This window comes from Streptomyces sp. NPDC127108, from assembly GCF_042677545.1.
Classification (GTDB): Bacteria; Actinomycetota; Actinomycetes; order Streptomycetales; family Streptomycetaceae; genus Streptomyces.
Genome location: NZ_JBHXTE010000005.1, coordinates 170,261 through 196,320 on the forward strand (window position 1 = coordinate 170,261; position 26,060 = coordinate 196,320).

Genomic DNA, 26,060 nt, shown 5'->3' on the forward strand with positions numbered 1-26,060 from the left:
GCAGCGCGCCGTCGGTGCCGCCGAGGACGACCGTCGCACCCAGCAACGGGTGGTCGGCCGCGCCGAGCCCGGCCGCCGTCACATCACCCATGGCGGGCATCACGTGGGGCCAGTAGCGCTCGTGCTGGAAGGCGTACGTCGGCAGGTCCACGCGGCGCGGGCCATGGCCGTCGAAGAAGGGCCGCCAGTCCACCTGCACGCCGCACACGTGCAGGTGGCCGGCGGCTGTCGTGGCCGCGGCGTCCTCCGGGCGGTCGCCGCGCAGCACCGGTACGAAGGCCGCGTCCGGGGCGGAATCCTGCCCGAGCGCCGACAGCGCGCCGCCAGGTCCGACCTCGACGAACGTCGCCACACCCGTGTCCACGAGCGTGCTCACGGCGTCCGCGAACCGCACCGACTCGCGCACATGGCGCACCCAGTAGTCCGGGGAGGCCAGCTCCTCGGCGGTCGCCTTCGTGCCGGTCAGCGTCGACACGATGGGGATTTGGGGCGTCTCGTACGACACGCCCTCCAGGACCCGGCGGAAGTCGTCGAGCATCGGGTCCATGAGCGGGGAGTGGAACGCGTGGCTGACCTTCAGCCGGGTCGCCTTCCGGCCCGCCTCACGCCACCGCTCCGCAACAGCCTCGACGTCACCGGCCACACCGGAAATCACTACGGAGTTAGGACCGTTAACCGCCGCGATACCCACCGTCTCCGGCAAGCCCTCAGAAGTGACCTCAGCCTCGGACGCCTGGATCGCGACCATCGCACCACCGGACGGCAGCGCCTGCATCAACGCACCACGCGCCGACACCACCTTGGCGGCGTCCGCCAGCGACCAGACACCGGCCACATGCGCGGCAGCTAGCTCACCGATCGAGTGCCCGGCCAGCACATCCGCCCGCACACCCCACGACTCAAGAAGCCGGAACAGCGCCACCTCGACCGCGAACAGCGCGGGCTGCGTCACCCCGGTCTCGTTCAGCGCCTCGGCATCCTCACCGAACAGCACCTCCCGCACCGACGGGTCGAACTCCGCAAGCACGGCCTCCAGCGCCTCCGCGAACACCGGGAAACGGGCGGCCAGTTCACGCCCCATCCCCAGACGCTGCGAACCCTGACCCGAGAACAGGAAACCAACCTGCCCAGGCTCACCCGCAACTCCCGTGACCGCCGCTCCGGTCACCTGGCCGTCGGCCACCGCCGCCAGCGCGGTCAGGAACTCGTCCCGGTCACCGGCGACGACCACCGCACGGTGCTCAAGCACTGCCCGGGACGACACCAGCGCGTGGCCCACGTCCGTGACGGTCAGCTCGGCGTCGTCGGTGACAAAGGACCTGAGGCGGGCGGCCTGTTCCCGGAGCGCCTCCGGGCTCTGGGCCGACAGCGTCCACGGCACGAGGCCGTCGCGCACCGGCTCCGGCGCCTCCTCGGACGTGTTCTCCGGCTCGACCGCCGGGGCCTGCTCGATGATCGTGTGGGCGTTGGTGCCGCTCACGCCGAACGACGAGACGCCTGCCCGCCACGGCCTGCCGGTCTGCGGCCACGGCCGTGACTCGGTCAGGAGTTCCACCGCGCCCGCGGACCAGTCCACGTGCGACGAGGGGTCGGTGACGTGCAGGGTCTGCGGCAGGACGCCCTGCCGCAGCGCCATCACCATCTTGATCACGCCCGCCACACCGGCGGCGGCCTGGGTGTGACCGATGTTCGACTTCACCGAGCCGAGCCACAGCGGGTCACCGTCACGGTCCCGCCCGTAGGTGGCGAGCAGGGCCTGCGCCTCGATCGGGTCGCCGAGCGTCGTACCGGTGCCGTGTGCCTCGACGGCGTCCACGTCGGACGGGGCGAGTCCGGCGCTCGCGAGCGCCTGGCGGATCACGCGCTGCTGCGAGGGGCCGTTCGGGGCGGTGAGGCCGTTGGACGCGCCGTCCTGGTTGATGGCGGAGCCGCGCACCACGGCCAGGATCTGACGTCCGTTGCGCTGGGCGTCCGACAGGCGCTCCACGAGCAGCATGCCGGCACCCTCGCCCCAGCCGGTGCCGTCGGCACTGTCGGAGAACGCCTTGCAGCGGCCGTCGTCCGCGAGGCCGCGCTGACGGCTGAAGTCGATGAACACGCCGGGTGTCGACATCACGGTGACACCGCCGACCAGGGCCGTCGAGCACTCGCCCGACCGCAGTGCCTGCACGGCCATGTGCAGCGCGACGAGCGACGACGAGCAGGCCGTGTCGACCGTGACGGCGGGGCCCTCGAGGCCGAACGTGTAGGACAGGCGGCCGGAGATGACGCTCGCGGCACTGCCCGTGCCCATGTACCCCTCGACCTCACGCATGCTGTCCGGCGCGGCCATCAGGAGCGTCGGGTAGTCCTGGCCGTTGGTGCCGATGAACACGCCGGACCGGCTGCCGCGCACGGAGTGCGGGTCGATGCCCGCCCGCTCGTACACCTCCCAGGTGGTTTCCAGGAGGAGCCGCTGCTGCGGGTCCATGGCGAGGGCCTCGCGCGGCGAGATCCCGAAGAACGCCGGGTCGAACTCGGCGGCGCGGTCGAGGAAGGCACCCTTGTTGGTGTACGACGTGCCGGGGCTCGCCAGCTCCGGGTCGTGGAGCGCGTCCACGTCCCAGCCGCGGTCGGTCGGGAACTCCACGACGGCGTCGGTGCCGCCGGCGAGGAGCCGCCACAGGTCCTCGGGAGAGTTCACGCCGCCGGGGAAGCGGCAGCTCATGCCGATGATGGCGATGGGCTCGTCGACGGCGACGGTGGTGTGCGCGGTCGCCGTCAGGACGGGTGCGCCCACGAGTTCGGTGTCGAGGAACGCGGCGAGGGCGGCGGGCGTCGGGTAGTCGTAGATCAGGGTCGCGGGCAGGCGCAGTTCGGTGACCGCGTTGAGGTTGTTGCGCAGTTCGACGGCGCTGAGCGAGTCGAAGCCGAGCTCCTTGAAGGCGCGGTCGGGTGCGACGGCCTGCGCCGAGCCGTGGCCGAGGACCACGGCGACGTGGCTCTGCACCAGTTCGACGAGTGCCTTCTCGCGGTCCGCGGCGGTCATGCCCGCCAGCGACTGCGCCCAGGTGGACCGGGCCGTGGCACCGGATTCGGCGGTCCTGCGCGCGGCGGAGCGCACCAGGCCGCGCAGGACGGGCGCCACCGGGTGGGAGCGCGCCTGCCGGTTGAGCGCGGGCAGGTCGAGCGGGACCGGCGCGAGCAGGGCGCGCCCGGTCGAGGCCGCGGCGTCGAACAGCGCGAGGCCGTCGGCCGTGCGGAGGGGAAGCAGGCCGCCGCGGCCCATCCGCTTCACGTCGGCGTCGTCGAGCGCGCCGGTCATGCCGCTGGCCTCGGCCCACAGACCCCACGCGAGGGACGTGGCGGGCAGGCCCGCGTCGCGGCGGTGCTGGGCGAGGGCGTCCAGGAAGGTGTTCGCGGCCGCGTAGTTGCCCTGTCCGGGGGCGCCGAGGATGCCGGCCACCGACGAGAACAGGACGAACGCGGACAGGTCCAGATCGCGGGTCAGCTCGTGCAGGTTCCACGCGGCGTCGACCTTGGGCCGGAACACGGTGTCCACGCGCTCCGGCGTCAACGAGCCGATCACGCCGTCGTCGAGGACACCCGCGGTGTGCACGACGGCGGAGATCTCGTGCGCGGACAGCAGCGCGGCGACGGCTTCGCGATCGGCCACGTCACAGGCCACCAGGGCGACTTGGGCCCCGAGCGCGACCAGTTCGGCCCGCAGTTCCTCGGCTCCTTCGGCCGCGGCGCCGCGCCTGCTGACCAGGAGCAGGTTCCGTACGCCCCGCTCAACGGCCAGGTGCCGTGCGACCTGGGCGCCCAGGGTGCCCGTGGCGCCGGTGACGAGGACCGCGCCCGAGCCGAAGCCGGGGTCGTCCACGACGGACCGCTGGACCCGGGCGAGCCGCGGCACGCGGAGGTCGCCGGAGCGCACCGCCAACTGCGTCTCGCCGATGGCCAGTCCGGACGCCAGCACGTCCAGGGAGGCCGCGTCGTCGTCGAGGTCCACCAGGACGAACCGGTCCGGGTTCTCCAGCTGGGCGGACCGCACCATGCCCCACACCGCCGCCTGCGCGACGTCCCGCACCTGCTCGTCGGCCGATGCGGCGACCGCGCCCCTGGTCACGACGGCCAGGCGGGCCGCGTCGAACCGCTCGTCCGCGAGCCACGTCTGCACCACGTCGAGGGCCCAGTGCGCCGCCTCGTGCGCCGACGCCGCGGTGTCGGCCGCGGAGGTGACGGGGCACGACACGACCACGTAGTCCGAGCGCGGCTCGGTGAGGGCCGCGAGGTCGGTCCACTCGGTCGTCGGCGCGGCGCCGTCGGACGGCGCCACCGTCACCCAGTCGACGCCGAACAGCGCGTCGTCGCGGTCCTCTCCGGCGACCTGGTCCGGCGTGATCGGGCGCAGTTCGAGGGAGTCCACGGTCGCGACCGGAGAGCCCGCCCCGTCGGCGACCGCCAGGGCGTACCCGTCGGCGCCCGTGGGCACGAGACGCACCCGCAGCACCGTGGCGCCCGAGGCGTGCAGCCGCACGCCCGACCACGCGAACGGCACCCGGCCGGCCTCGTCGACGCCGTCGGACAGACCGATGGCGTGCAGCGCCGCGTCGAGGAGCGCGGGGTGCAGGCCGAAGCCGTCCGCGCCCGCTTCCTCGGGCAGGACGACCTCGGCGAACACCTCGTCGCCGCGCCGCCACACGGCCCGCAGGCCCTGGAAGACCGGCCCGTAGCCGAGACCGGCGTCGGCCGCCCGGTCGTGGAGCCCCTCCAGGTCGACGACCTTGGCGCTCGCGGGTGGCCACTCCACCAGGGAGGTGCCGTCGGTACGTCCGGCGGCGCGCAGCACACCGGTGGCGTGCCGGGTCCACGGCCGGTCGTCGTCGGTGTCGCCCGTGCTGGAGTACAGGGTCAGCTCACGGCTGCCGGACTCGTCCTCGGCGCCGACCCACACCTGTACGCGGACACCGCCGTGTTCGGGCACCACCAGGGGCGTCTCCAGCGTCAGCTCGTCGACGAGGTCGCAGCCGACCTGGTCGCCCGCGCGGACCGCCAGCTCCAGGAACGCCGTGCCGGGCAGCAGCACCGAGCCGTGGACCACGTAGTCGGCGAGCCACGGGTGGGTCTGGACCGAGAGGCGGCCGGTGAGCAGCACGCCGTCCGTGCCGCCCACGGTGACGGCCGCGCCGAGCAGCGGGTGGTCGGCGGTGCCGAGCCCGGCCGCCGTCACGTCGCCGACCGCGGGCCGCGCGTCGAGCCAGTGCCGCTGGTGCTGGAAGGCGTACGTCGGCAGGTCCACGCGCCGTGCGCCGCGCCCTGCGAAGAACGCCTCCCACGCGACCTGGAGGCCGCGCACGTGCAGTTGCCCTGCGGCTGTCGTGGCCGCGGCGTCCTCCGGGCGGTCGCCGCGCAGCATCGGTACGAAGGCGGCGTCCGGGGCGGACTCCTGCCCGAGCGCCGACAGCGCTCCGCCGGGGCCCACCTCGACGAACGTCGCCACACCCTCGGCAACCAGAGCGCTCACGGCGTCGGCGAACCGCACCGACTCCCGGACATGCCGCACCCAGTAGTCCGGGGAAGCCAACTCCTCGGCGGACGCCCGCGCACCGGTCAGGGTCGACACGATCGGGAGCGACGGCTCCCCGTACGCCACGCCCTCAAGCACCGCGCGGAAGTCGTCGAGCATCGGGTCCATGAGCGGGGAGTGGAACGCGTGGCTGACCTTCAGCCGGGTCGCCTTGCGGCCCGCCTCACGCCACCGCTCCGCGACCGCCTCGACGTCGGCGGCAACACCGGAGACGACCACCGAGTTAGGACCATTAACCGCCGCGATACCCACCGACTCCGGCAAGCCCTCGCCCGTGATCTCGGCCTCGGACGCCTGGATGGCCACCATCGCGCCACCCGACGGGAGCGCCTGCATCAACGCACCCCGCGCGGCCACCACCTTCACCGCATCCGTCAGCGACCACACACCCGCGACGTGCGCGGCAGCCAGCTCACCGATCGAGTGCCCCGCAAGAACGTCGGGCCGCACACCCCACGACTCAAGAAGCCGGAACAACGCCACCTCAACCGCGAAGAGCGCGGGCTGCGTCACCCCCGTCTCGTTCAGCGCGTCAGCGTCCTCGCCGAACAGCACCTCACGCACCCGCGGCTCGAACTCCGCAAGGACCTCGTCCAGGGCCGTCCCGAACACCGGGAAACGAGCGGCAAGTTCACGCCCCATCCCCAGACGCTGCGAACCCTGACCCGAGAACAGGAAGCCCACCTGGCCGGGGTCTCCGACGACCCCCGTGACCACGGCACCGGTCACCTGCCCCGCGGCCACCGCCGCCAGCGCGTCCAGGAGCTCCGACCGCTCGGCGGCCACGACCACCGCACGGTGCTCCAGCATCGCGCGCGACGTCGCGAGCGAGTAGCCGACGTCGGCGATCGGCTGGTCGGCGACGGCGGCCAGGAGGCGCTCGGCCTGTTCCCGCAGCGCGTCCGCGTCACGTGCCGAGAGGACCCACGGCACGAGGCCGTCGACGACCGGCTCCGGCGCGTCGTCCTGCGCTTCCTCCGGCTCGACCACAGGGGCCTGCTCGACGATGACGTGCGCGTTGGTGCCGCTCACGCCGAACGACGACACGCCCGCCCGCCACGGCCTGCCGGTCTCCGGCCACGGCCGCGCCTCGGTGAGCAGCTCGACCGCGCCCGCCGACCAGTCGACGTGCGAGGACGGCTTGTCGACGTGCAGGGTCTTGGGCAGCGTGCCGTGCCGCATCGCCATGACCATCTTCATCACACCGGCGACACCGGAAACCGCCTGGGTGTGGCCGATGTTCGACTTCAGGGCGCCCAGCCACAGCGGCCGGTCGGCGGCCCTGTTCTGGCCGTAGGTGGCGAGGAGCGCCTGCGCCTCGATCGGGTCGCCCAGGGTCGTGCCGGTGCCGTGCGCCTCGACGGCGTCCACGTCGGTGGGCACGAGGCCCGAGTGGGCCAGGGCCTGGCGGATGACGCGCTGCTGCGAGGGGCCGTTCGGGGCGGTGAGGCCGTTGGACGCGCCGTCCTGGTTGACCGCCGAACCGCGTACGACGGCGAGGACCGGGTGGCCGTTGCGCCGGGCGTCGGAGAGCCGCTCCAGGAGCAGCATGCCCGCGCCCTCGCCCCAGCCGGTGCCGTCGGCGGCGTCGGCGAAGGGCTTGCAGCGGCCGTCCTCGGCGAGGCCGCGCTGGCGGCTGAACTCGATGAAGGTGTCCGGCGTCGACATCACGGTGACGCCGCCCGCGATGGCGAGGCCGCACTCGCTGTGCCGCAGCGCGTGCACGGCGAGGTGCAGGGCGACCAGGGAGGACGAGCAGGCGGTGTCGATGGTCAGGGCGGGGCCCTCTAAGCCCAGGACGTAGGAGATGCGGCCGGACACGACGCTGGCCGCGTTGCCGGTGAGGAAGTAGCCCTCGTAGCCGTCCGGCACACCGCCCTTGGCCAGGCGTGCCAGGTAGCCCTGGCCGTTGGTGCCGATGAAGACACCGGTCTTGCTGCCGTGCGCCGACTGCGGGTCGATGCCCGCGCGCTCGAACGCTTCCCAGGACGTCTCAAGGAGCAGCCGCTGCTGCGGGTCCATCGCCGCGGCCTCGCGCGGCGAGATCCCGAAGAACGCCGGGTCGAACTGGTCGGCGTCATAGAGGAAGCCGCCCTCGCGGGTGTAGCTGGTCCCCTGCTGCTCGGGGTTCTGGTCGTAGAGCGCGTCCAGGTCCCAGCCGCGGTTGGTGGGGAATCCGGAGACGGCGTCCCTGCCGTCCGCCAGGAGCTGCCACAGGTCCTCGGGCGAGTTCACGCCGCCCGGGAACCGGCAGCTCATGCCGACTATCGCGATCGGCTCGACCTCGCGCTCCTCGACCTCGCGGAGCTTGCCACGCGCCTCTTGGAGGTCCACCGTGGCTCGCCGGAGGTAGTCGAGGTACTTCTCCTCGTTCGACATGTGTTGCGACCTTTCAAGCGAGTTCATCGGCTCAAGACCCGAGCTGTTCATCAAGGAGTGCGAGAAGTTCGTCCGCCGAGGCGGTGCGCGCGTCCGGTCCGGACTTGGCGGTTTCCGTGGTCGTGTGCGCCTCGTCCCACCTGGCCAGGAGCGCGCGCAGGCGGTCGCCCACGGCGGTGCTCTGCTGGGGGTCCGGTGTCAGGACCGACAGCGCGGCCTCCAACCGGTCCAGCTCCGCGTCGATGGTCGGCGTGCCCATGCCGAGCATCTGGTCGAGGACGTGTGCGGCGAGCGCGGACGGGGTGGGATGGTCGAACACGAGCGTCGAGGGCAGGCTGAGGCCGGTGGCCGAGTTGAAGACGTTGCGGAACTCGACGGCGGTGAGCGAGTCGAAGCCCAGGTCCTTGAACGCGCGGCCGGGTTCCACGGCCGTGGTGCTGTCGTAGCCGAGGACGGCGGCGACCTGCTCCCGTACCAGGTCCAGGACGACGCGCTCGCGGTCCTGCGCGGGCAGCGCGGCGAGCTCGGCCGACAGGTCGAGCGGCGCCGCCGCCTCGGCGGGAGCCGGGGCCCGGCGCGCCGCGGGCAGGTCCCGCAGCAGCGTCGCCGGGAGGGTGGGCGCGTACACGTTCCAGTCGATGTCCGCGACGACGAGGACCGTCGGGTCGGCCTGGCGCAGGGCCCGGTCGAGGGCGGCGACGGCCAGTTCGGGCTCGAACGGGGCGGTGCCGCGGCTGCGCAGGATCGCGGCGAGTTCGTCGCTGACCATGCCGCCGCCGCCCCACGGCCCCCACGCCACCGAGGTGGCGGCGTGGCCCGCCGCCACGCGGCGCTCGGCGAAGGCGTCGAGGAAGGCGTTGGCGGCCGCGTAGCTGCCCTGGGCGATCGCGCCGAACGTGCCCGAGATCGAGGAGAACATCACGAACGCCGACAGGTCCAGATCGCGGGTCAGCTCGTCCAGGTTGACCGCGGCGTCGACCTTCGGCCGCAGCACGGTGGCGAGCCGCTCCGGGGTGAGTGCGGTGAGGACGCCGTCGTCCAGGACGCCCGCCGTGTGCATGACCGCGGTGAGCGGGAACTCCTCGGGCACCGACGCGAGGAGCTGCGCGAGCGCGTCCCGGTCGGCGACGTCGCAGGCGGCGATCGTCACCCGCGCGCCGAGCGCGGTCAGTTCGGCGCGCAGTTCCTCCGCGCCGTCGGCTTCCATTCCGCGCCTGCTGGTGAGCAGCAGGTGTTCGGCGCCCTTCGCGACCAGCCACCTGGCCACGTGCGCGCCGATGCCGCCGGTGCCGCCGGTGACGAGGACCGTGCCGGTGGGGTCCCAGTCCCCGAGGTGCCCCACGGGGGCCTGCACCAGCCTGCGGGCGAACACGCCGCCGGCCCGGAGGGCGACCTGGTCCTCATCCCGCGTGCCGGACAGGATGCCCGCGAGGCGGGCGCCGGCGCGGTCGTCCAGGGTGTCGGGCAGGTCGACGAGACCGCCCCACCGCTCGGGCTGTTCGCGCCCGATGACGCGGCCCATTCCCCAGACCATCGCCTGCTCGGGGCTGACGGCCGTGTCGGAGCGGCCGACCGTGACGCCGCCCCGCGTCGCGTGCCACAGGGGGGCGACGAGTTCGGCGTCGCCGAGGGCCTGGACGAGGGCGAGCGTCGCGTACACGCCGCCCGACGGCAGTTCGGGGTCGAGGGCGAACAGCGAGAGGACACCCGCGACGGGCTCGTCGACGGCGAGCCGGGCCGTCAGCGCGTCCCGGTCCAGGGCTTCACCGGCCCGGACCGGCACCACGCGGGCGCCGTGTCGTGTCAGCGCGGCGGCGACGGATTCCTCACCGGCGCCGTCCCTGCTGACCACGAGCCAGGTGCCCTTGAGCGCGGCGACGGGCTCGGGCACCGGCAGCCAGGTGACGCGGTAGCGCCAGCCGTCGATCTCGGAGTTCTCGGACTGCGCCTGCCGCCACGAAGCGAGGCGGGGCAGCACCGTGCCGATCGGGTCGTCGAGGGACACGTCGAGATCGTCGGCCAGGTCGCCGAGGTCGCCGTCCGCGACGGCCGCCCAGAACTGCGCGTCGACGGTCCCGGTGACGTCGCTCTCGGGAGCCGCGGCCATGTTCGGCCAGATCCGCCCGCGCCGGAAGGCGTAGGTGGGCAGGTCCACGTGCCGTCCTTCGGGCACGAGCTGGTGCCAGTCGAAGGGCAGGCCCGCCACGTGGGCGTCGGCGACGGAGTTGTAGAACCGGTCGAGGTCGCCGTCGTCGCGGCGCAGGGTGCCCACGACGACGGCCCGCGTTTCGGTCGCCTCCAGCGTCTCGCGGACCCCGAACGTCAGCACGGGGTGCGGGCTGCACTCGACGAACGCGCCGACGCCGTGGTCGAGGAGGCCGCGCGTGGCCTCCTCGAAGCGCACGGTGTGCCGCAGGTTCTGGTACCAGTACTCCGCGCCCACCTCGGTGCCGGTCAGCCATTCCCCGGTGACCGTGGACAGCATCGGCACGCGCGCGGGCAGGGGTTCCGCCCCGGCGAGGACGGTCGCGAGTTCGTCCTGGAGCCGCTCGACCTGCGCCGAGTGGGACGCGTAGTCGACGGGGATGCGCCGTGCGCGGGTGCCGTCGGCGGAACCGGCCTCGACCAGCTCGTCCAGGGCGTCCGCGTCACCCGACACGACCACCGAGCCGGGGCCGTTGACCGCGGCGACCGAGATCCGCCCGTCCCACTTCTCGATGTACGCGCGGGCTTCGTCGACCGTCACCCCGAGCGACACCATGCCGCCCTGTCCGGACAGCGCCAGGATGGCCTTGCTGCGCAGCGCGGCGATCTTGGCGGCGTCGGCGAGCGAGAGGGCGCCCGAGACGTGCGCGGCGGCGATCTCGCCCTGGCTGTGCCCGACGACGACGTCCGGCTCCACACCGTACGAGCGCCACAGCGCCGCGAGCGACACCATCACCGCCCACAGCGCGGGCTGCACCACGTCGACGCGCTCCAGCGCGTCCGCGTCGTCGAGCACGTCCCACAGCGACCAGTCCACGTACGGCGCGAGGGCCTCGGCGCACGCCTCCATCGAGGCGCGGAACACCGGCGACGACTCGGCGAGTTCGGCACCCATGCCCAGCCACTGCGAGCCCTGGCCGGGGAAGACGAACGCCACCTTGCCCGCGGGCTCCGCGGCCCCCGTCGCCACCCGCGCCGACTCGACGCCCCGGGCGACCGCCGTCGGCCCTTCGACGACCGCGGCGAGTCCGGCGAGCAGCCCGTCGCGGTCCTGGCCCACGACGACCGCGCGGCTGTCGAAGGCCGACCGCGACACGGCGAGGGTCGCGGCGACGTCGCGCGGGTCGAGGTCGGGGTGCGCCACGAGGTGGGCGCGCAGCCGGTCGGCTCCCGCTCGGAGCGCCTCGTCGTCCTTGGCGGAGACGAGCAGCGGCACCAGGGACGTGTCCGGTTCGGCGATCCGCTCGGGGGCTTCGGCGACGGGCGCCTGCTCGATGATGGCGTGCGCGTTGGTGCCGCTGAACCCGAACGACGACACGCCGAACCGGCGGGGCCGGTCGGTGTCCGGCCAGGTGCGCTCCTCGGCGAGGAGCGCGACCTCACCGGTCGACCAGTCGACTTCCGGCGTGGGCTCGGCGACGTGCAGGGTCTTGGGCAGTACGCCGTGCCGCATCGCCATGACCATCTTGATGATGCCCGCGACGCCGGCCGCGCCCTGCGTGTGCCCGATGTTGGACTTCACCGAGCCGAGCCACAGGGGCTCACCGGCACGGTCCTGGCCGTAGGTGGCGAGGAGGGCCTGGGCCTCGATCGGGTCGCCGAGCTTCGTGCCGGTGCCGTGTGCTTCGACGGCGTCGACATCGGACGGGGTGAGTCCGGCGCTCGCGAGGGCCTGGCGGATGACGCGCTGCTGCGAGGGGCCGTTGGGTGCGGTGAGGCCGTTCGAGGCGCCGTCCTGGTTGATCGCGGATCCGCGTACGACCGCGAGCACTTGGTGCCCGTTGCGCTGGGCGTCGGAGAGCCGTTCCAGGACGACCGTGCCGACGCCCTCGCCCCAGCCGGTGCCGTCCGCGTCCGACGAGAACGGCCTGCACCGGCCGTCGGTGGACAGACCGCGCTGGCGGCTGAACTCGATGAACGAACCCGGCGTCGACATCACCGTCACGCCGCCCGCGAGGGCCATGGAGCAGTCCCCCGTCCGCAGCGCCTGCACCGCCATGTGCAGCGCGACGAGGGACGACGAGCAGGCGGTGTCGACCGTCACCGCGGGGCCTTCGAGGCCGAAGGCGTAGGCGACCCGGCCGGAGACGACGCTGGCCGCGTTGCCCGTGCCGATGAATCCTTCGACGGTCTCGTCGCTCTTGGTCAGGAGCAGGGTGTAGTCCTGCACGTTCGAGCCGGTGAAGACGCCGATGTCACGCCCGCGCACCGAGCTCGGGTCGATCCCGGCCCGCTCGAACGCCTCCCACGACGTCTCCAGGAGGAGCCGCTGCTGCGGATCCATGGCGAGCGCCTCGCGCGGCGATATCCCGAAGAACGTCGGGTCGAACTGGTCGGCGTCGTACAGGAAGGCTCCTTCCCGCGCGTACGAGGTGCCCGGGTGGTCCGGGTCGGGGTTGTACACGTTCGCCAGGTCCCAGCCGCGGTTTCCGGGGAACTCGCCGACGGCGTCGACGCCGTCGTGGACGAGCCGCCACAGGTCCTCCGGCGAGTTCACGCCGCCCGGGAACCGGCAGCTCATGGCGACGATCGCGATCGGGTCGTCGCTCACGGCGGCCACCGTGCGGGTGGCCGCCACGACGGCGGGCGCACCCGTGAGTTCGGTACCGAGGTGCGCGGCGAGCGCCGCCGGAGTCGGGTGGTCGAAGACCAGCGTCGCGGACAGGCGCAGCTCGGTGGCGGCGCCGAGGCGGTTGCGCAGCTCGACGGCGGTGAGCGAGTCGAAGCCGAGCTCCTTGAAGGCGCGGTCGGGCACGATGGTGTGCGCCGAGCCGTGTCCGAGGACCACGGCCACGTGCTCCAGGACCACGTCGAGGAGTGCCTTCTCCCGCTCGACCCCCGTCAGGCCCGCGAGCGACCGGGCCAGCGCGGATCCGGCGGCGACGCCGGACCCGGCGGTCCTGCGGGCGGTGCCGCGCACCAGGCCGCGCAGCATGTGCGGTACGGGGTTGGTGCGTGCCTGCCGGTGCAGCGCGGGCAGGTCGAGCGGTACCGGGGCGAGGACGGCTCGCCCGGTGGTGCCCGCCGCGTCGAACAGCGCCAGGCCCTGGGCCGAGCGGAGCGGGATCACACCGCCCCTGCTCATCCGCTTCACGTCGGCCTCGTCGAGCTGACCGCTCATGCCGCTCGCGTCCGCCCACAGGCCCCACGCGAGGGACGTGGCGGGCAGACCTGTGGCACGGCGGTGCTGGGCCAGCGCGTCCAGGAAGGTGTTCGCCGCCGCGTAGTTGCCCTGTCCGGGCCCGCCGAGCACTCCGGCGACGGACGAGAACAGCACGAACGCCGTCAGGTCGAGGTCGCGGGTCAGCTCGTGCAGGTTCCAGGCCGCGTCGACCTTGGGCCGGAACACGGTGTCGACGCGGTCCGGGGTGAGGGAACCGATCACGCCGTCGTCGAGGACACCGGCGGTGTGCACGACGGCGGAGATCTCGTGCACGGACAGCAGCGCGGCAACGGCTTCGCGATCGGCGACGTCGCAGGCCGCGTACGTCACCTCGGCGCCCAGCTCGACCAGTTCGGCGCGCAGTTCCTCCGCGCCCTCGGCCGCGATACCGCGACGGCTCACGAGGAGCAGGTTGCGTACGCCTCGCTCCGCCACCAGGTGCCGGGCGACCAGACCACCCAGCGTGCCGGTGGCGCCGGTGACCAGCACCGCGCCCTCGCCGAAGCCGGGGTCGGCCACGGCGGACGGGCTGACCCTGGCCAGGCGGGGGATGTGGATGTCGCCGGATCGCACGGCGAGTTGGGGCTCACCGGTGGCCAGCGCGGCAGGCACCGCGTCGAGGGAGGCAGTCTCCTCGTCGAGGTCGACCAGGACGATCCGGTCCGGGTTCTCCGACTGGGCGGAGCGCACCAGGCCCCATGCGGCGGCGTGCGCGACGTTCCGTACGTCCTCGTCGGCCGTGGTGGCTACGGCGCCGCTGGTCACGATGGCCAGGCGCGCCTCTTCGAACCGCTCGTCGGACAGCCAGGCCTGGACCGTGTTCAGGGCCCAGTGCGCCGCTTCGTGGGCGGCGGAGGCCGGGTCGGACGCGGAGGCGGCCGGGCACGACAGGACGGCGAAGTCGGGGAGTTCCGTCGACCGCGCCAGTTCTTCGAGGTCGCTCTGCCGGGTCGTCGGCGTCTCGCCGTCGGGCAGGGGCACGGATGTCCAGTCGACGCCGAACAGCGCGTCATTGCGGTCGTCACGGGCGAGTTGGTCAGCCGAGATCGGGCGGAGCGTCAGCGAGTCGATCGTGGCCACCGGGGCGCCAGCCCCGTCCGCGATCGCGAGTGTCACGCCGTCCGCCGTGTCCGTGGGCGTCAGCCGCACCCGCAGCGCCGTCGCACCCGAAGCATGCAGCCGCACACCCGACCACGAGAACGGCAACCGGCCGGACTCGTCGGCATCCCCGGACAGGCTGATGGCGTGCAGGGCCGCGTCAAGGAGCGCCGGGTGCAGCCCGAAGCCGTCGACCTTCACACCGTCCGGCAGCGCGACCTCGGCGTACACCTCGCTGCCGTTACGCCAGGCAGCCTTCAAGCCCTGGAACACCGGCCCGTAGCCGAAGCCGCCCTCGGCCCGCTCGTCGTAGAACCCCTCCAGGTCCACGACCTCGGCCCCCGCCGGAGGCCACGCCTCCAGAGAGACCCCATCGGACAGGCCGGCCTCCCCCAGCACACCAACGGCATGCCGGGTCCAGGCACGACCGTCCTCGACATCGCCGGAGCTGGAGTAGAAGGTCAGCTCACGCCGACCCGACTCGTCCGACGCACCGACCCACACCTGCACCCGCACCGAACCCGATTCGGGCAGAACGAGCGGCGCCTCCAGCGACAGCTCCTCGACCAGATCGCACCCGACCTGGTCCCCCGCACGCACAGCCAGCTCGGAGAATGCCGCGCCAGGCAGCAACTGCACACCCTGGACCATGTACTCGGCCAGCCACGGATGCGTCTGGACCGACAACCGCCCAGTCAGCAGCACACCGTCCGTGCCGCCGACAGCGACAGCCGCACCCAGCAACGGGTGCTCCGCCGCACCAAGCCCGATCGCTGCGGCGTCACCGGTCGAGTACGACGCGTCCAGCCAGTAGCGCTCGCGCTGGAACGCGTACGTCGGCAGGTCCACGCGGCGCGTACCGCGGCCGTCGAAGAAGGGCTGCCAGTCGACCCGGACACCGCGCACATGCAGTTGCCCTGCGGCCGTCGTGACAGCCACGTCCTCCGGGCGGTCGCCGCGCAGCACCGGTACGAAGACCGCGTCCGGGGCAGACTCCTGCCCCAACGCCGACAGCGCTCCGCCCGGGCCCACCTCGACGAACGTCGCCACCCCCAAGTCCACGAGCGTGCTCACGGCGTCCGCGAACCGCACCGACTCGCGCACATGGCGCACCCAGTAGTCCGGGGAGGCCAGTTCCTCGGCGGTCGCCCGCGCACCGGTCAGGGTCGAGACGATCGGGAGCGACGGCTCCGAGAACGAGACCTCTCCCAGGACCGCGCGGAAGTCGTCGAGCATCGGCTCCATCAGGGGTGAGTGGAACGCGTGGCTGACCTTGAGCCGGGAGATCTTCCGGCCCGCCTCACGCCAGCGCTCCGCGACCGCATCCACATCGGCAGCGACACCGGAGACGACGACCGAGTTAGGACCATTAACCGCCGCGATACCCACCGACTCCGGCAAGCCCTCAGCCATGACCTCAGCCTCGGACGCCTGGATCGCCACCATCGCGCCACCAGTCGGAAGCGCCTGCATCAACGCACCACGCGCCGACACGACCTTGACGGCATCGGCCAGGGACCACACCCCGGCCACGTGGGCCGCCGCCAGCTCACCGATCGAGTGCCCCGCAAGAACGTCGGGCCGCACACCCCACGACTCAAGAAGCCGGAACAACGCCACCTCGACCGCGAAGAGCGCGGGCTGCGTCACCCCGGTCTCGTTCAGCGCCTCGGCATCCTCACCGAACAGCACCTCACGCACCCGCGGCTCGAACTCCGCAAGGACCTCGTCCAGGGCCGTCCCGAACACCGGGAAGCGGACGGCCAGTTCACGACCCATCCCCAGACGCTGCGAACCCTGACCCGAGAACAGGAAACCAACCTGGCCGGGCTCATCGGCAATCCCCGTGACCACGGCGCCGCTCGACTTGCCGTCGGCCACCGTCGCCAGCGCGGCCAGGAACTCGTCCCGGTCACCGGCGACGACCACCGCGCGGTGCTCAAGGACCGCTCGGGAGGACACCAGCGCACGGCCCACGTCCGGCACGGACAACTCGGGCGCCTCGTCCACGAGGGACTTCAGCCGTGCCGCCTGCTCCCGCAGCGCCTCGGCGCTGCGGGCCGAGAGGACCCACGGCGCGATGCCGTCAGGTGCGGACTCCGCTTCAGCGGCCGGCTCCTCGACCGCCGGGGCCTGTTCGATGATGGCGTGGGCGTTGGTGCCGCTCACGCCGAACGACGACACACCGGCCCGGCGCGGGTGACCGGCCTCCGGCCACGGCTGAGCCTCCGTCAGGAGCTCCACGGCACCCGCCGACCAGTCGACGTGCGACGACGGCTCGTCCACGTGGAGCGTGCGCGGGAGCACGCCCTGCCGCATCGCCATCACCATCTTGATCACACCGGCCACACCGGCCGCGGCCTGGGTGTGACCGACGTTGGACTTCACCGACCCGAGCCACAGGGGCCGGTCGGCGGCACGGTTCTGCCCGTAGGTGGCGAGGAGGGCCTGGGCCTCGATCGGGTCGCCGAGCTTCGTACCCGTGCCGTGCGCCTCGACGGCGTCCACGTCGGACGGGGCGAGTCCGGCGCTCGCGAGCGCCTGGCGGATCACGCGCTGCTGCGAGGGACCGTTCGGGGCGGTCAGACCGTTCGACGCGCCGTCCTGGTTCACCGCGGAGCCGCGTACGACGGCGAGCACCTGGTGCCCGTTGCGCTGGGCGTCCGAGAGCCGCTCCACGAGCAGCATGCCGACGCCCTCACCCCAGCCGGTGCCGTCGGCGGCATCGGCGAACGCCTTGCAGCGGCCGTCCTCGGCGAGGCCGCGCTGGCGGCTGAACTCGATGAACGCACCCGGCGTCGACATCACCGTCACGCCGCCGACGAGCGCGAGCTCGCACTCGCCCTTGTTGAGCGCCTGGCCCGCGAGGTGCAGGGCGACCAGCGACGAGGAGCAGGCCGTGTCGACCGTCACCGCCGGGCCCTCCAGCCCGAAGGTGTACGAGAGTCGGCCGGAAATGACGCTCGCCGCGCTGCCCGTGCCCGCGTACCCCTCGGCGCTCTCCTGCGCGGCCATCAGCAGCGCCGCGTAGTCCTGGCCGTTGGTGCCGACGAACACGCCGGACCGGCTGCCGCGCACCGAGCCCGGGTCGATCCCGGCCCGCTCGAAGGCCTCCCAGGACGTCTCGAGGAGCAGCCGCTGCTGCGGGTCCATCGCGAGGGCTTCACGCGGCGAGATCCCGAAGAAGTCCGCGTCGAACTCCCCGACGCCGTGCAGGAATCCGCCTTCACGCGCGTAGGTCGTGCCCGCGTGGTCGGGGTCCGGGTCGTAGAGGGACTCCACGTCCCAGCCACGGTCGGTGGGGAAGCCGGACAGGGCGTCCGCACCGGCTTCGACGAGCCGCCACAGGTCCTCGGGCGACGCGACACCGCCGGGGAAGCGGCAGCTCATGCCGACGATCGCGATCGGCTCGTCGGTCAGGGCCGTGGCCGTGCCCGTGACCGTCTCGACCACGGTGACGCCCGCGAGTTCGGCACCGAGGTGCGCGGCGAGGGCGGCGGGGGTCGGGTAGTCGAAGACGAGGGTGGCGGGCAGGGCCAGTTCGGTCGCCGCGTTGAGGTGGTTGCGCAGTTCGACGGAGCTGAGCGAGTCGAAGCCTAGGTCCTTGAACGCGCGGTCGGGCGAGACGGCGTTGACGGAGCTGTGGCCGAGTACCAGGGCCACATGGCCGAGCACGAGGTCGAGCAGGGTCTTCTCGCGATCCGCGGCGCTCAAACCGGCGAGCGAGCGTGCCAGCGCCGAGCTCGCGCCGACGCCGGATCCGGCGGTCCTGCGGGCGGTGCCGCGCACCAGGCCGCGCAGGAGGTGCGGTACGGGGTTGGTGCGTGCCTGTCGGCGCAGCACACCCAGGTCCAGGGGCGCCGGTACGAGCGCGGCGCGCCCGGTGGTGCCCGCCGCGTCGAACAGCGCGAGGCCCTCGGACGAGCCAAGCGGGATCATGCCGCCGCTGGTGATGCGCCGTACGTCCGACTCGTCGAGCCGACCGGTGATGCCGCTGGCCTCGGCCCACAGACCCCAGGCGAGGGACGTGGCGGGCAGGCTCGCGGCGCGGCGGTACTGCGCGAGCGCGTCCAAGAACGCGTTCGCCGCCGCGTAGTTGCCCTGACCGGCGGCGCCCAGCGTGCCCGACACCGACGAGAACAGGACGAAGGCCGTCAGGTCGAGGTCGCGGGTCAGCTCGTGCAGGTTCCAGGCCGCGTCGACCTTCGGCCGGAAGACGGTGTCGATGCGGTCCGGGGTGAGGGAGCCGATCGTGGCGTCGTCGAGGACACCTGCGGTGTGCACGACGGCGGAGATCTCGTGCGCGGACAGCAGCGCGGCAACGGCTTCGCGGTCGGCGACGTCGCAGGCCGCGTACGTCACCTCGGCGCCCTGCTCGACCAGTTCGGCGCGCAGTTCCTCCGCGCCCTCGGCCGCGATACCACGACGGCTCACGAGGAGCAGCTTGCGTACGCCTCGCTCCGCCACCAGGTGCCGGGCGACCAGACCGCCCAGCGTGCCGGTGGCGCCGGTGACCAGCACCGCGCCCTCGCCGAAGCCGGGGTCGGCCACGGCGGACAGGCTGACCCTGGCCAGGCGCGGAGCGTTCGCGGCGCCCGAGCGGAGCGCCAACTGCGGCTCGCCGGTGGCCAGCGCGGCGGGCAGCGCGTCGAGAGAGGCCGCCTCGTCGTCGAGGTCGACCAGGACGATCCGGTCCGGGTTCTCCGACTGGGCCGAGCGCACCAGGCCCCACACGGCCGCCTGCGCGACATCGCGTACAGCCTCTTCAGCCGATGCGGCGACCGCGCCCTTGGTCACGACGGCCAGGCGGGCCGCCTCGAACCGCTCGTCCGCCAGCCACGACTGGACCGCGTGCAGCGCCCAGTGCGCCGCCTCGTGCGCCGAGGCCACCGGGTCGGACCCAGACGGGGCCGGGCACGACAGGACCACGTAGTCGGGCAGTTCCGCCGACGGCGTCAGCGTCTCCAGGTCCGTCCACGCGGCCGTCGGGACGTCGCCGTCAGGCAGGGCCACGGGCACCCAGTCGATGCCGAACAGCGACTCCCCGCCCTGACGCGTCAACGTCTCCGACGCGGGCCGCAGTACGAGCGAGTCCACCGTCGCGACGGGAGCGCCTGCCCCGTCCGCGATCGCGAGTGTCACGCCGTCCGCCGTGTCCGTGGGCGTCAGCCACACCCGCAGCGCCGTCGCACCCGAAGCGTGCAGCCGCACACCCGACCACGAGAACGGCAACTGGTCGGACTCGGCATGGTCGGTGAGGCCGACCGCGTGCAGCGTCGCGTCAAGGAGCGCCGGGTGCAGCCCGAAGCCGTCGGCCTTCACGCCCTCGGGCAGCGCGACCTCGGCAAACACCTCGCTGCCGCTGCGCCAGGCGGCCTTCAGGCCCTGGAACACCGGCCCATAGCCGAAACCGGCCTCGGCCCGCTCGTCGTAGAACCCCTCCAGGTCCACGACCTCGGCCCCCGCCGGAGGCCACACCTCCAGAGAGACCCCATCGGACAGGCCGCCCTCACGCAGCACACCAACGGCATGCCGCGTCCACGCACGGCCGTCCTCGACATCACCGGAGCTGGAGTAGAAGGTCAGCTCACGCCGACCCGACTCGTCCGACGCACCCACCCACACCTGCACCCGCACCGAGCCGTCCGAAGGCAGCACCAACGGCGCCTCCAGCGACAGCTCCTCGACCAGATCACATCCGACCTGGTCCCCCGCACGCACAGCCAGCTCGACGAGAGCCGAACCCGGCACCAGCGCCGCACCCTGCACCACGTACTCGCCCAGCCACGGATGCGTCTGGACCGACAACCGCCCAGTCAGCAGCACACCATCCGTGCCACCGACAGCGACAGCCGCACCCAGCAACGGGTGCTCCGCCGAACCAAGCCCGGCCGCCGTGACATCACCGGTCAAGGCCAGCGTCTCGGGCCAGAACCGCTCATGCTGGAACGCGTACGTCGGCAGGTCCACGCGCCGCGCGCCACGACCGGCGAAGAACGCCTCCCACGCGACCTGGACACCGCGCACGTGCAGGTGCCCGGCAGCCGTCGTGACAGCCACGTCCTCCGGGCGGTCGCCGCGCAGCATCGGTACGAAGGCCGCGTCCGGGGCAGACTCCTGCCCGAGCGCCGACAGCGCTCCGCCGGGGCCCACCTCGACGAACGTCGCCACACCCTCGGCGGCCAGAGCGCCCACGGCATCGGCGAACCGCACCGACTCGCGCACATGGCGCACCCAGTACTCGGGCGAGGCCAGCTCCTCGGCGGACGCCTTCGTACCGGTCAGCGTCGACACGATGGGAAGCGTCGGCTCCCCGTACGAAACGCCGTCGAGGACCGCGCGGAAGTCGTCGAGCATCGGCTCCATGAGCGGGGAGTGGAACGCGTGGCTGACCTTGAGCCGGGTCGCCTTGCGGCCCGCCTCACGCCAGCGCTCCGCGACAGCCTCCACATCGGCGGCAACACCGGAGACGACCACCGAGTTAGGACCATTAACCGCCGCGATACCCACCGACTCCGGCAAGCCCTCGCCCGTGATCTCGGCCTCGGACGCCTGGATGGCCACCATCGCGCCGCCCTCGGGAAGCGCCTGCATCAACGCACCCCGCGCGGCCACCACCTTCACCGCATCCGTCAGCGACCACACACCCGACACATGCGCGGCAGCCAGCTCACCGATCGAGTGCCCGGCCAGCACATCCGCCCGCACACCCCACGACTCAAGAAGCCGGAACAACGCCACCTCAACCGCGAACAACGCGGGCTGCGTCACCCCCGTCTCGTTCAGCGCGTCAGCGTCCTCACCGAACAGCACCTCACGCACCCGCGGCTCGAACTCCGCAAGCACAGCATCCAGCGCATCCCCGAACACCGGGAAACGAGCGGCCAGTTCGCGGCCCATCGCGAGCCGCTGCGACCCCTGACCCGAGAACAGGAAACCGACCCGGCCGGGCTCACCAGCAACCCCGGTGACCGCCGCACCGGTCACCTGGCCGTCGGCCACCGCCGCCAGCGCGGCCAGGAACTCGTCCCGGTCACCGGCGACGACCACCGCGCGGTGGTCCAACGCCGCCCGCGTCGTAGCGAGCGAGTAGCCGACGTCGACGAGCGGGTGCGCGTCGACCACGGATATCAGCCGCTCGGCCTGGGCCCGCAGAGCGTCCTCGCCGCGCGCCGAGAGGACCCACGGAACGAGGCCGTCGACGACCGGCTCCGGCGCGTCGTCCTGCGCTCCCTCCGGCTCGACCGCAGGGGCCTGCTCGACGATGACGTGCGCGTTGGTGCCGCTGAACCCGAACGACGACACACCGGCGCGCCAGACCTGGCCCGTCTCCGGCCAGGGGCGCGTCTCCGCCAGGAGTTCCACCGCGCCCGCCGACCAGTCGACGTGCGGCGACGGCTCGTCCACGTGCAGGGTGCGCGGCAGGACGCCGTGGCGCATCGCCATGACCATCTTGATCACGCCCGCGACACCCGCGGCGGCCTGCGTGTGGCCGATGTTCGACTTGACCGAACCGAGCCACAGCGGCCGGTCGTCGGCACGGTTCTGGCCGTACGTGGCGAGGAGCGCCTGCGCCTCGATCGGGTCGCCGAGCGTCGTACCCGTGCCGTGGGCCTCCACCGCGTCCACGTCGGCCGCGGCCAGGCCCGCGCTCGCCAGGGCCTGGCGGATCACGCGCTGCTGCGAGGGACCGTTGGGCGCGGTCAGACCGTTCGACGCGCCGTCCTGGTTGACCGCCGAGCCGCGTACGACCGCGAGCACCTCGTGGCCGTTGCGTCGGGCGTCCGAGAGGCGCTCGACGAAGAGCATGCCGATGCCCTCGCCCCAGCCCGTGCCGTCGGCGGCCGCCGCGAAGGCCTTGCACCGGCCGTCCAGGGAAAGGCCGCGCTGGCGGCTGAACTCGATGAACGAACCCGGCGTCGCCATCACGGTCACGCCGCCCGCGAGGGCCAGCGAGCACTCGCCCGAGCGCAGGGCTTGGATGGCCAGGTGCAGGGCGACCAACGAGGACGAGCAGGCCGTGTCGACGGTGACGGCCGGGCCTTCGAAGCCGTACGTGTAGGACAGGCGGCCGGAGGCGACGCTGGACGCGTTGCCGGTCGCCGCGTAGCCGCCGGTGTCCTCGGCGGCGCCGCCGAGGACGTGCGCGTAGTCATGCATGTTCGAGCCCACGAACACGCCGACGCTCTCACCGCGCAGCGACGCCGGGTCGATGCCCGCCCGCTCGAAGACCTCCCAGGAGGTCTCCAGGAGGAGGCGCTGCTGCGGGTCCATGGCCAGGGCCTCGCGCGGCGAGATCCCGAAGAAGCCCGCGTCGAAGCCGCTCACGTCGGACAGGAACGCACCCGACTTGAGATAGGTGGTCCCGACCGCGTCCGGGTCGGGGTCGTACAGCGCCTCCACGTCCCAACCGCGATCGGCCGGGAACTCCGTCACGGCGTCGCCGCCGGACAGGAGCATCTGCCACAGTTCCTCCGGGCTGGACACACCCCCGGGGAACCGGCAGCTCATGCCGACGATCGCGATGGGCTCGTCGGTGATGGTGGCGGAGTCGGCGACCGGAGCGGTGGATGCGGTGATGGCCGCGCCGGAGAGTTCGGTACGCAGGTACGCGGCCAGGACGGCGGCTGTCGGGTAGTCGAAGACCAGCGTCGCGGGCAGCGCGAGACCGGTGGCCTCGCTCAGGCGGGCGCGCAGCTCGACGGCCGTCAGCGAGTCGAAGCCCAGGTCACGGAAGGCGCGGGTCGCGGAGAACGCATCCCCGGACACATGGCCCAGGACCGCAGCGGCCTCGTACCGCACCAGCTCCGTCAGCTGCCGCTCCTGCTCCGCCTCGTCCAGACCGGCGAGGCGCTGGGCGAGCGCCGACGTGCCCTGCTCCGCCGAGGTCCCGAACGCGGCCTGAACCTCGGGCAGTTCACTGAGCAGCGGGCTGGGGCGCTGGGCCATGAAGGTGCCCGCGAACCGCTCCCAGTCCATGTCGGCGACGACGATGTTGCCGTCGCCGCGCTCCAGCACTGTGGCCAGTCCGGCGATCGCCACGACGGGAGCCATCGAGTTCAGGCCCCGGCGGCGCAGCTGTGCCGCCGAGTCCGCACCGGAGTTGGCGACCATGCCGCCGTCGGCCCACGGTCCCCACGCGACAGCGGTGGCGGGCAGGCCCGCGGCCCTGCGGTGCTCGGCCAGGGCGTCGAGGTAGGCGTTGGCAGCCGCGTACGCGCCCTGTGCACCGCTCCCCCACACACCGGCGATGGACGAGAACAGCACGAACGCGTCCAGCGGCGTTTCGCCCAGGAGCTCGTGCAGGTTCCGCGCGCCGTCGACCTTCGCCGCGAGCACACCGGCCAGGTCGTCCTCGTCCAGCTCCGCGAGCGGAGCCGTGCGCTCGATGCCGGCCGCGTGCACGACCGCGGTGAGCGGGAACTCGGCGGGCACGGAGGCGAGTACGTCGGCCAGCGCGTCCCGGTCGGCGGCGTCGCAGGCCGCGATGGTGACGCGCGCGCCGAGCGTCGTCAGCTCCGCACGCAGGTCCTCGGCGCCTTCGGCCGCGGCGCCGCGCCTGCTGGTGAGGAGCAGGTGCTCGGCACCCTTCGCCACCAGCCACCGGGCGACATGCGTGCCGAGCGCGCCCGTACCGCCGGTCACCAGGACCGTCCCGCGCGGCGACCAGCCCTCGGACGCGGCAGCGCCCAGCGGCGCGGGCACCAGCCTGCGGCCGAGAATCCCGTCGCCGCGCACCGCGACCTGGTCCTCGCCGCCCGTACCGGCGAGCACCGTGGCCAGCAGGTCACCGGCCGCCTCGTCGGGCGCCGCGGGCAGGTCCACCAGACCGCCCCAACGGCCCGGCTGCTCCAGCGCGGCCACCCGGCCAAGACCCCAAACCAGCGACTGCTCGAACCCGACGACCGCGTCGCCGTCGGCCGCCGCCACCGCACCGGACGTCAGACACCACAACGGCGCCTCCACACCCGCGTCGCCGAGCGCTCGCAGCAGACCGATCGTGGCCGTGGCCCCCGCGGGCACCGCCGAGTCGCCCGCCTCGGCGAGCCCCAGCAGCGAGACCACTCCGCCGAGCGCGGGCAGCTCGCCCAGCTGCTCCGCCCACTCGACCGTCTCCGGGTCCACGTCCAGGACGCGGACATCGGCACCGTTGCGGGCCAGCGCCGCACGCACCCACTCGGTGCGGTCCTCGCCCGACGGCGCCACTACCAGCCAGACACCGTCCAGTTGACGGCTCGCGGCGGTCACCGGGCTCCAGTCGATCCGGTAGCGCCAGCCGTCCACGGTGGCCCGGCCCTGCTGCTCCGTGCGCCAGGCGGACAGCATGGGCAGCACGTCGCTCAGCGGATCGTCCGACGACACGTTCAGCATGCGGGCCAGGTCGGCGAGGTCGCCCTCCGCGATGGCCTCCCAGAACCGCGCCTCCACCGGCGACATCCGCTCGGTGCGCGCGTCGGCGGGCACGTCCAGCCAGAAGCGCTCGCGCTGGAACGCGTACGTCGGCAGCTCCACCCGTCGGGCGCCGCTGCCGTCGAAGCGGGCGGTCCAGTCGACCGCCACGCCGTGCGTGTGCAGCGCGGCGACCGCGGTGAGGAACGCGTTCTCCTCGGGCCGGTCCGTACGCAGCGCGGGCAGGAAAGCCGCCTCGGGCGCACTGCTCAGACCGAGAGCGCACAGCGTTCCGCCGGGGCCGATCTCCACGAACACGTCGGCGCCCTGCTCGCGCAGCGCCACGACGGCGTCGGCGAAGCGCACGGACTCGCGCACGTGCCGCACCCAGTAGTCCGGGGAGGCCAGCTCATCGGCCGTGGCCGGCCGCCCGGTGAGCGTCGACACGATCGGGATCTCGGGCGCCTCGTACGACACCTCCGCCAGGACCGCGCGGAAGTCGTCCAGGATCGGGTCCATCAGGGGTGAGTGGAACGCGTGGCTGACCTTGAGGCGCGTGACCTTCCGGTCCGCCGCACGCCAGCGCTCGGCGACGGTCTCCACATCGGCGGCGACACCGGAGACGACGACCGAGTTAGGACCATTAACCGCCGCGATACCCACCGACTCCGGCAAGCCCTCAGCCATGACCTCAGCCTCAGACGCCTGGACGGCCACCATCGCACCACCGGTCGGGAGCGCCTGCATGAGCGCACCACGCGCCGACACCACCTTCACCGCGTCCGACAACGACCAGACACCCGCCACATGCGCGGCAGCCAGCTCACCGATCGAGTGGCCCGCCAGCAGGTCGGGGCGCACACCCCACGACTCAAGGAGCCTGAACAGCGCGACCTCGACGGCGAACAGCGCGGGCTGCGTCACCCCCGTCTCGTTCAGGGCGTCGGCGTCCTCGCCGAACAGAACGCCACGTACCGACGGCTCGAACTCCGCAAGCACCGCCTCCAGCGCATCCGCGAACACCGGGAAACGGGAAGCGAGTTCACGCCCCATGCCGAGGCGCTGCGAACCCTGGCCCGAGAACAGGAAGCCCAGCAGGCCGCTGCCGGTGGAGCCCGTCACCAGGCCCGGGGTCTGCCTGCCCTCGGCCAGTGCCGTGAGGGCGGTCAGACGGGACCCGTGGTCGTCCGCGACGACGACGGCACGGTGTTCCAGCGCCGCCCGTGTGGTGGCGAGCGAGAAGCCGACGTCCTG

The 26,060-nt window shown here is 73.1% G+C and carries 2 protein-coding genes (both running past the window's edge); both read right to left on the reverse strand.

Annotation, left to right across the window (positions count from 1 at the left end):
* Positions 1 to 8,002, reverse strand: the start of a protein-coding gene (locus ACFVHO_RS06395) for an SDR family NAD(P)-dependent oxidoreductase (protein WP_385710821.1). Its footprint begins 12,761 nt before the window's first position; the window shows 8,002 of its 20,763 coding nt (coding positions 1-8,002); it begins with the start codon at positions 8,000 to 8,002; its stop codon lies off the left edge, out of view.
* Positions 7,983 to 26,060, reverse strand: the 3' portion of a protein-coding gene (locus ACFVHO_RS06400; protein ID WP_385710861.1) for a type I polyketide synthase. The gene runs 1,557 nt beyond the window's last position; 18,078 of the gene's 19,635 nt are visible here — the last part of the coding sequence; its start codon lies off the right edge, out of view; it ends in the stop codon at positions 7,983 to 7,985. Before ACFVHO_RS06400 ends, ACFVHO_RS06395 begins: the two co-directional genes overlap by 20 nt.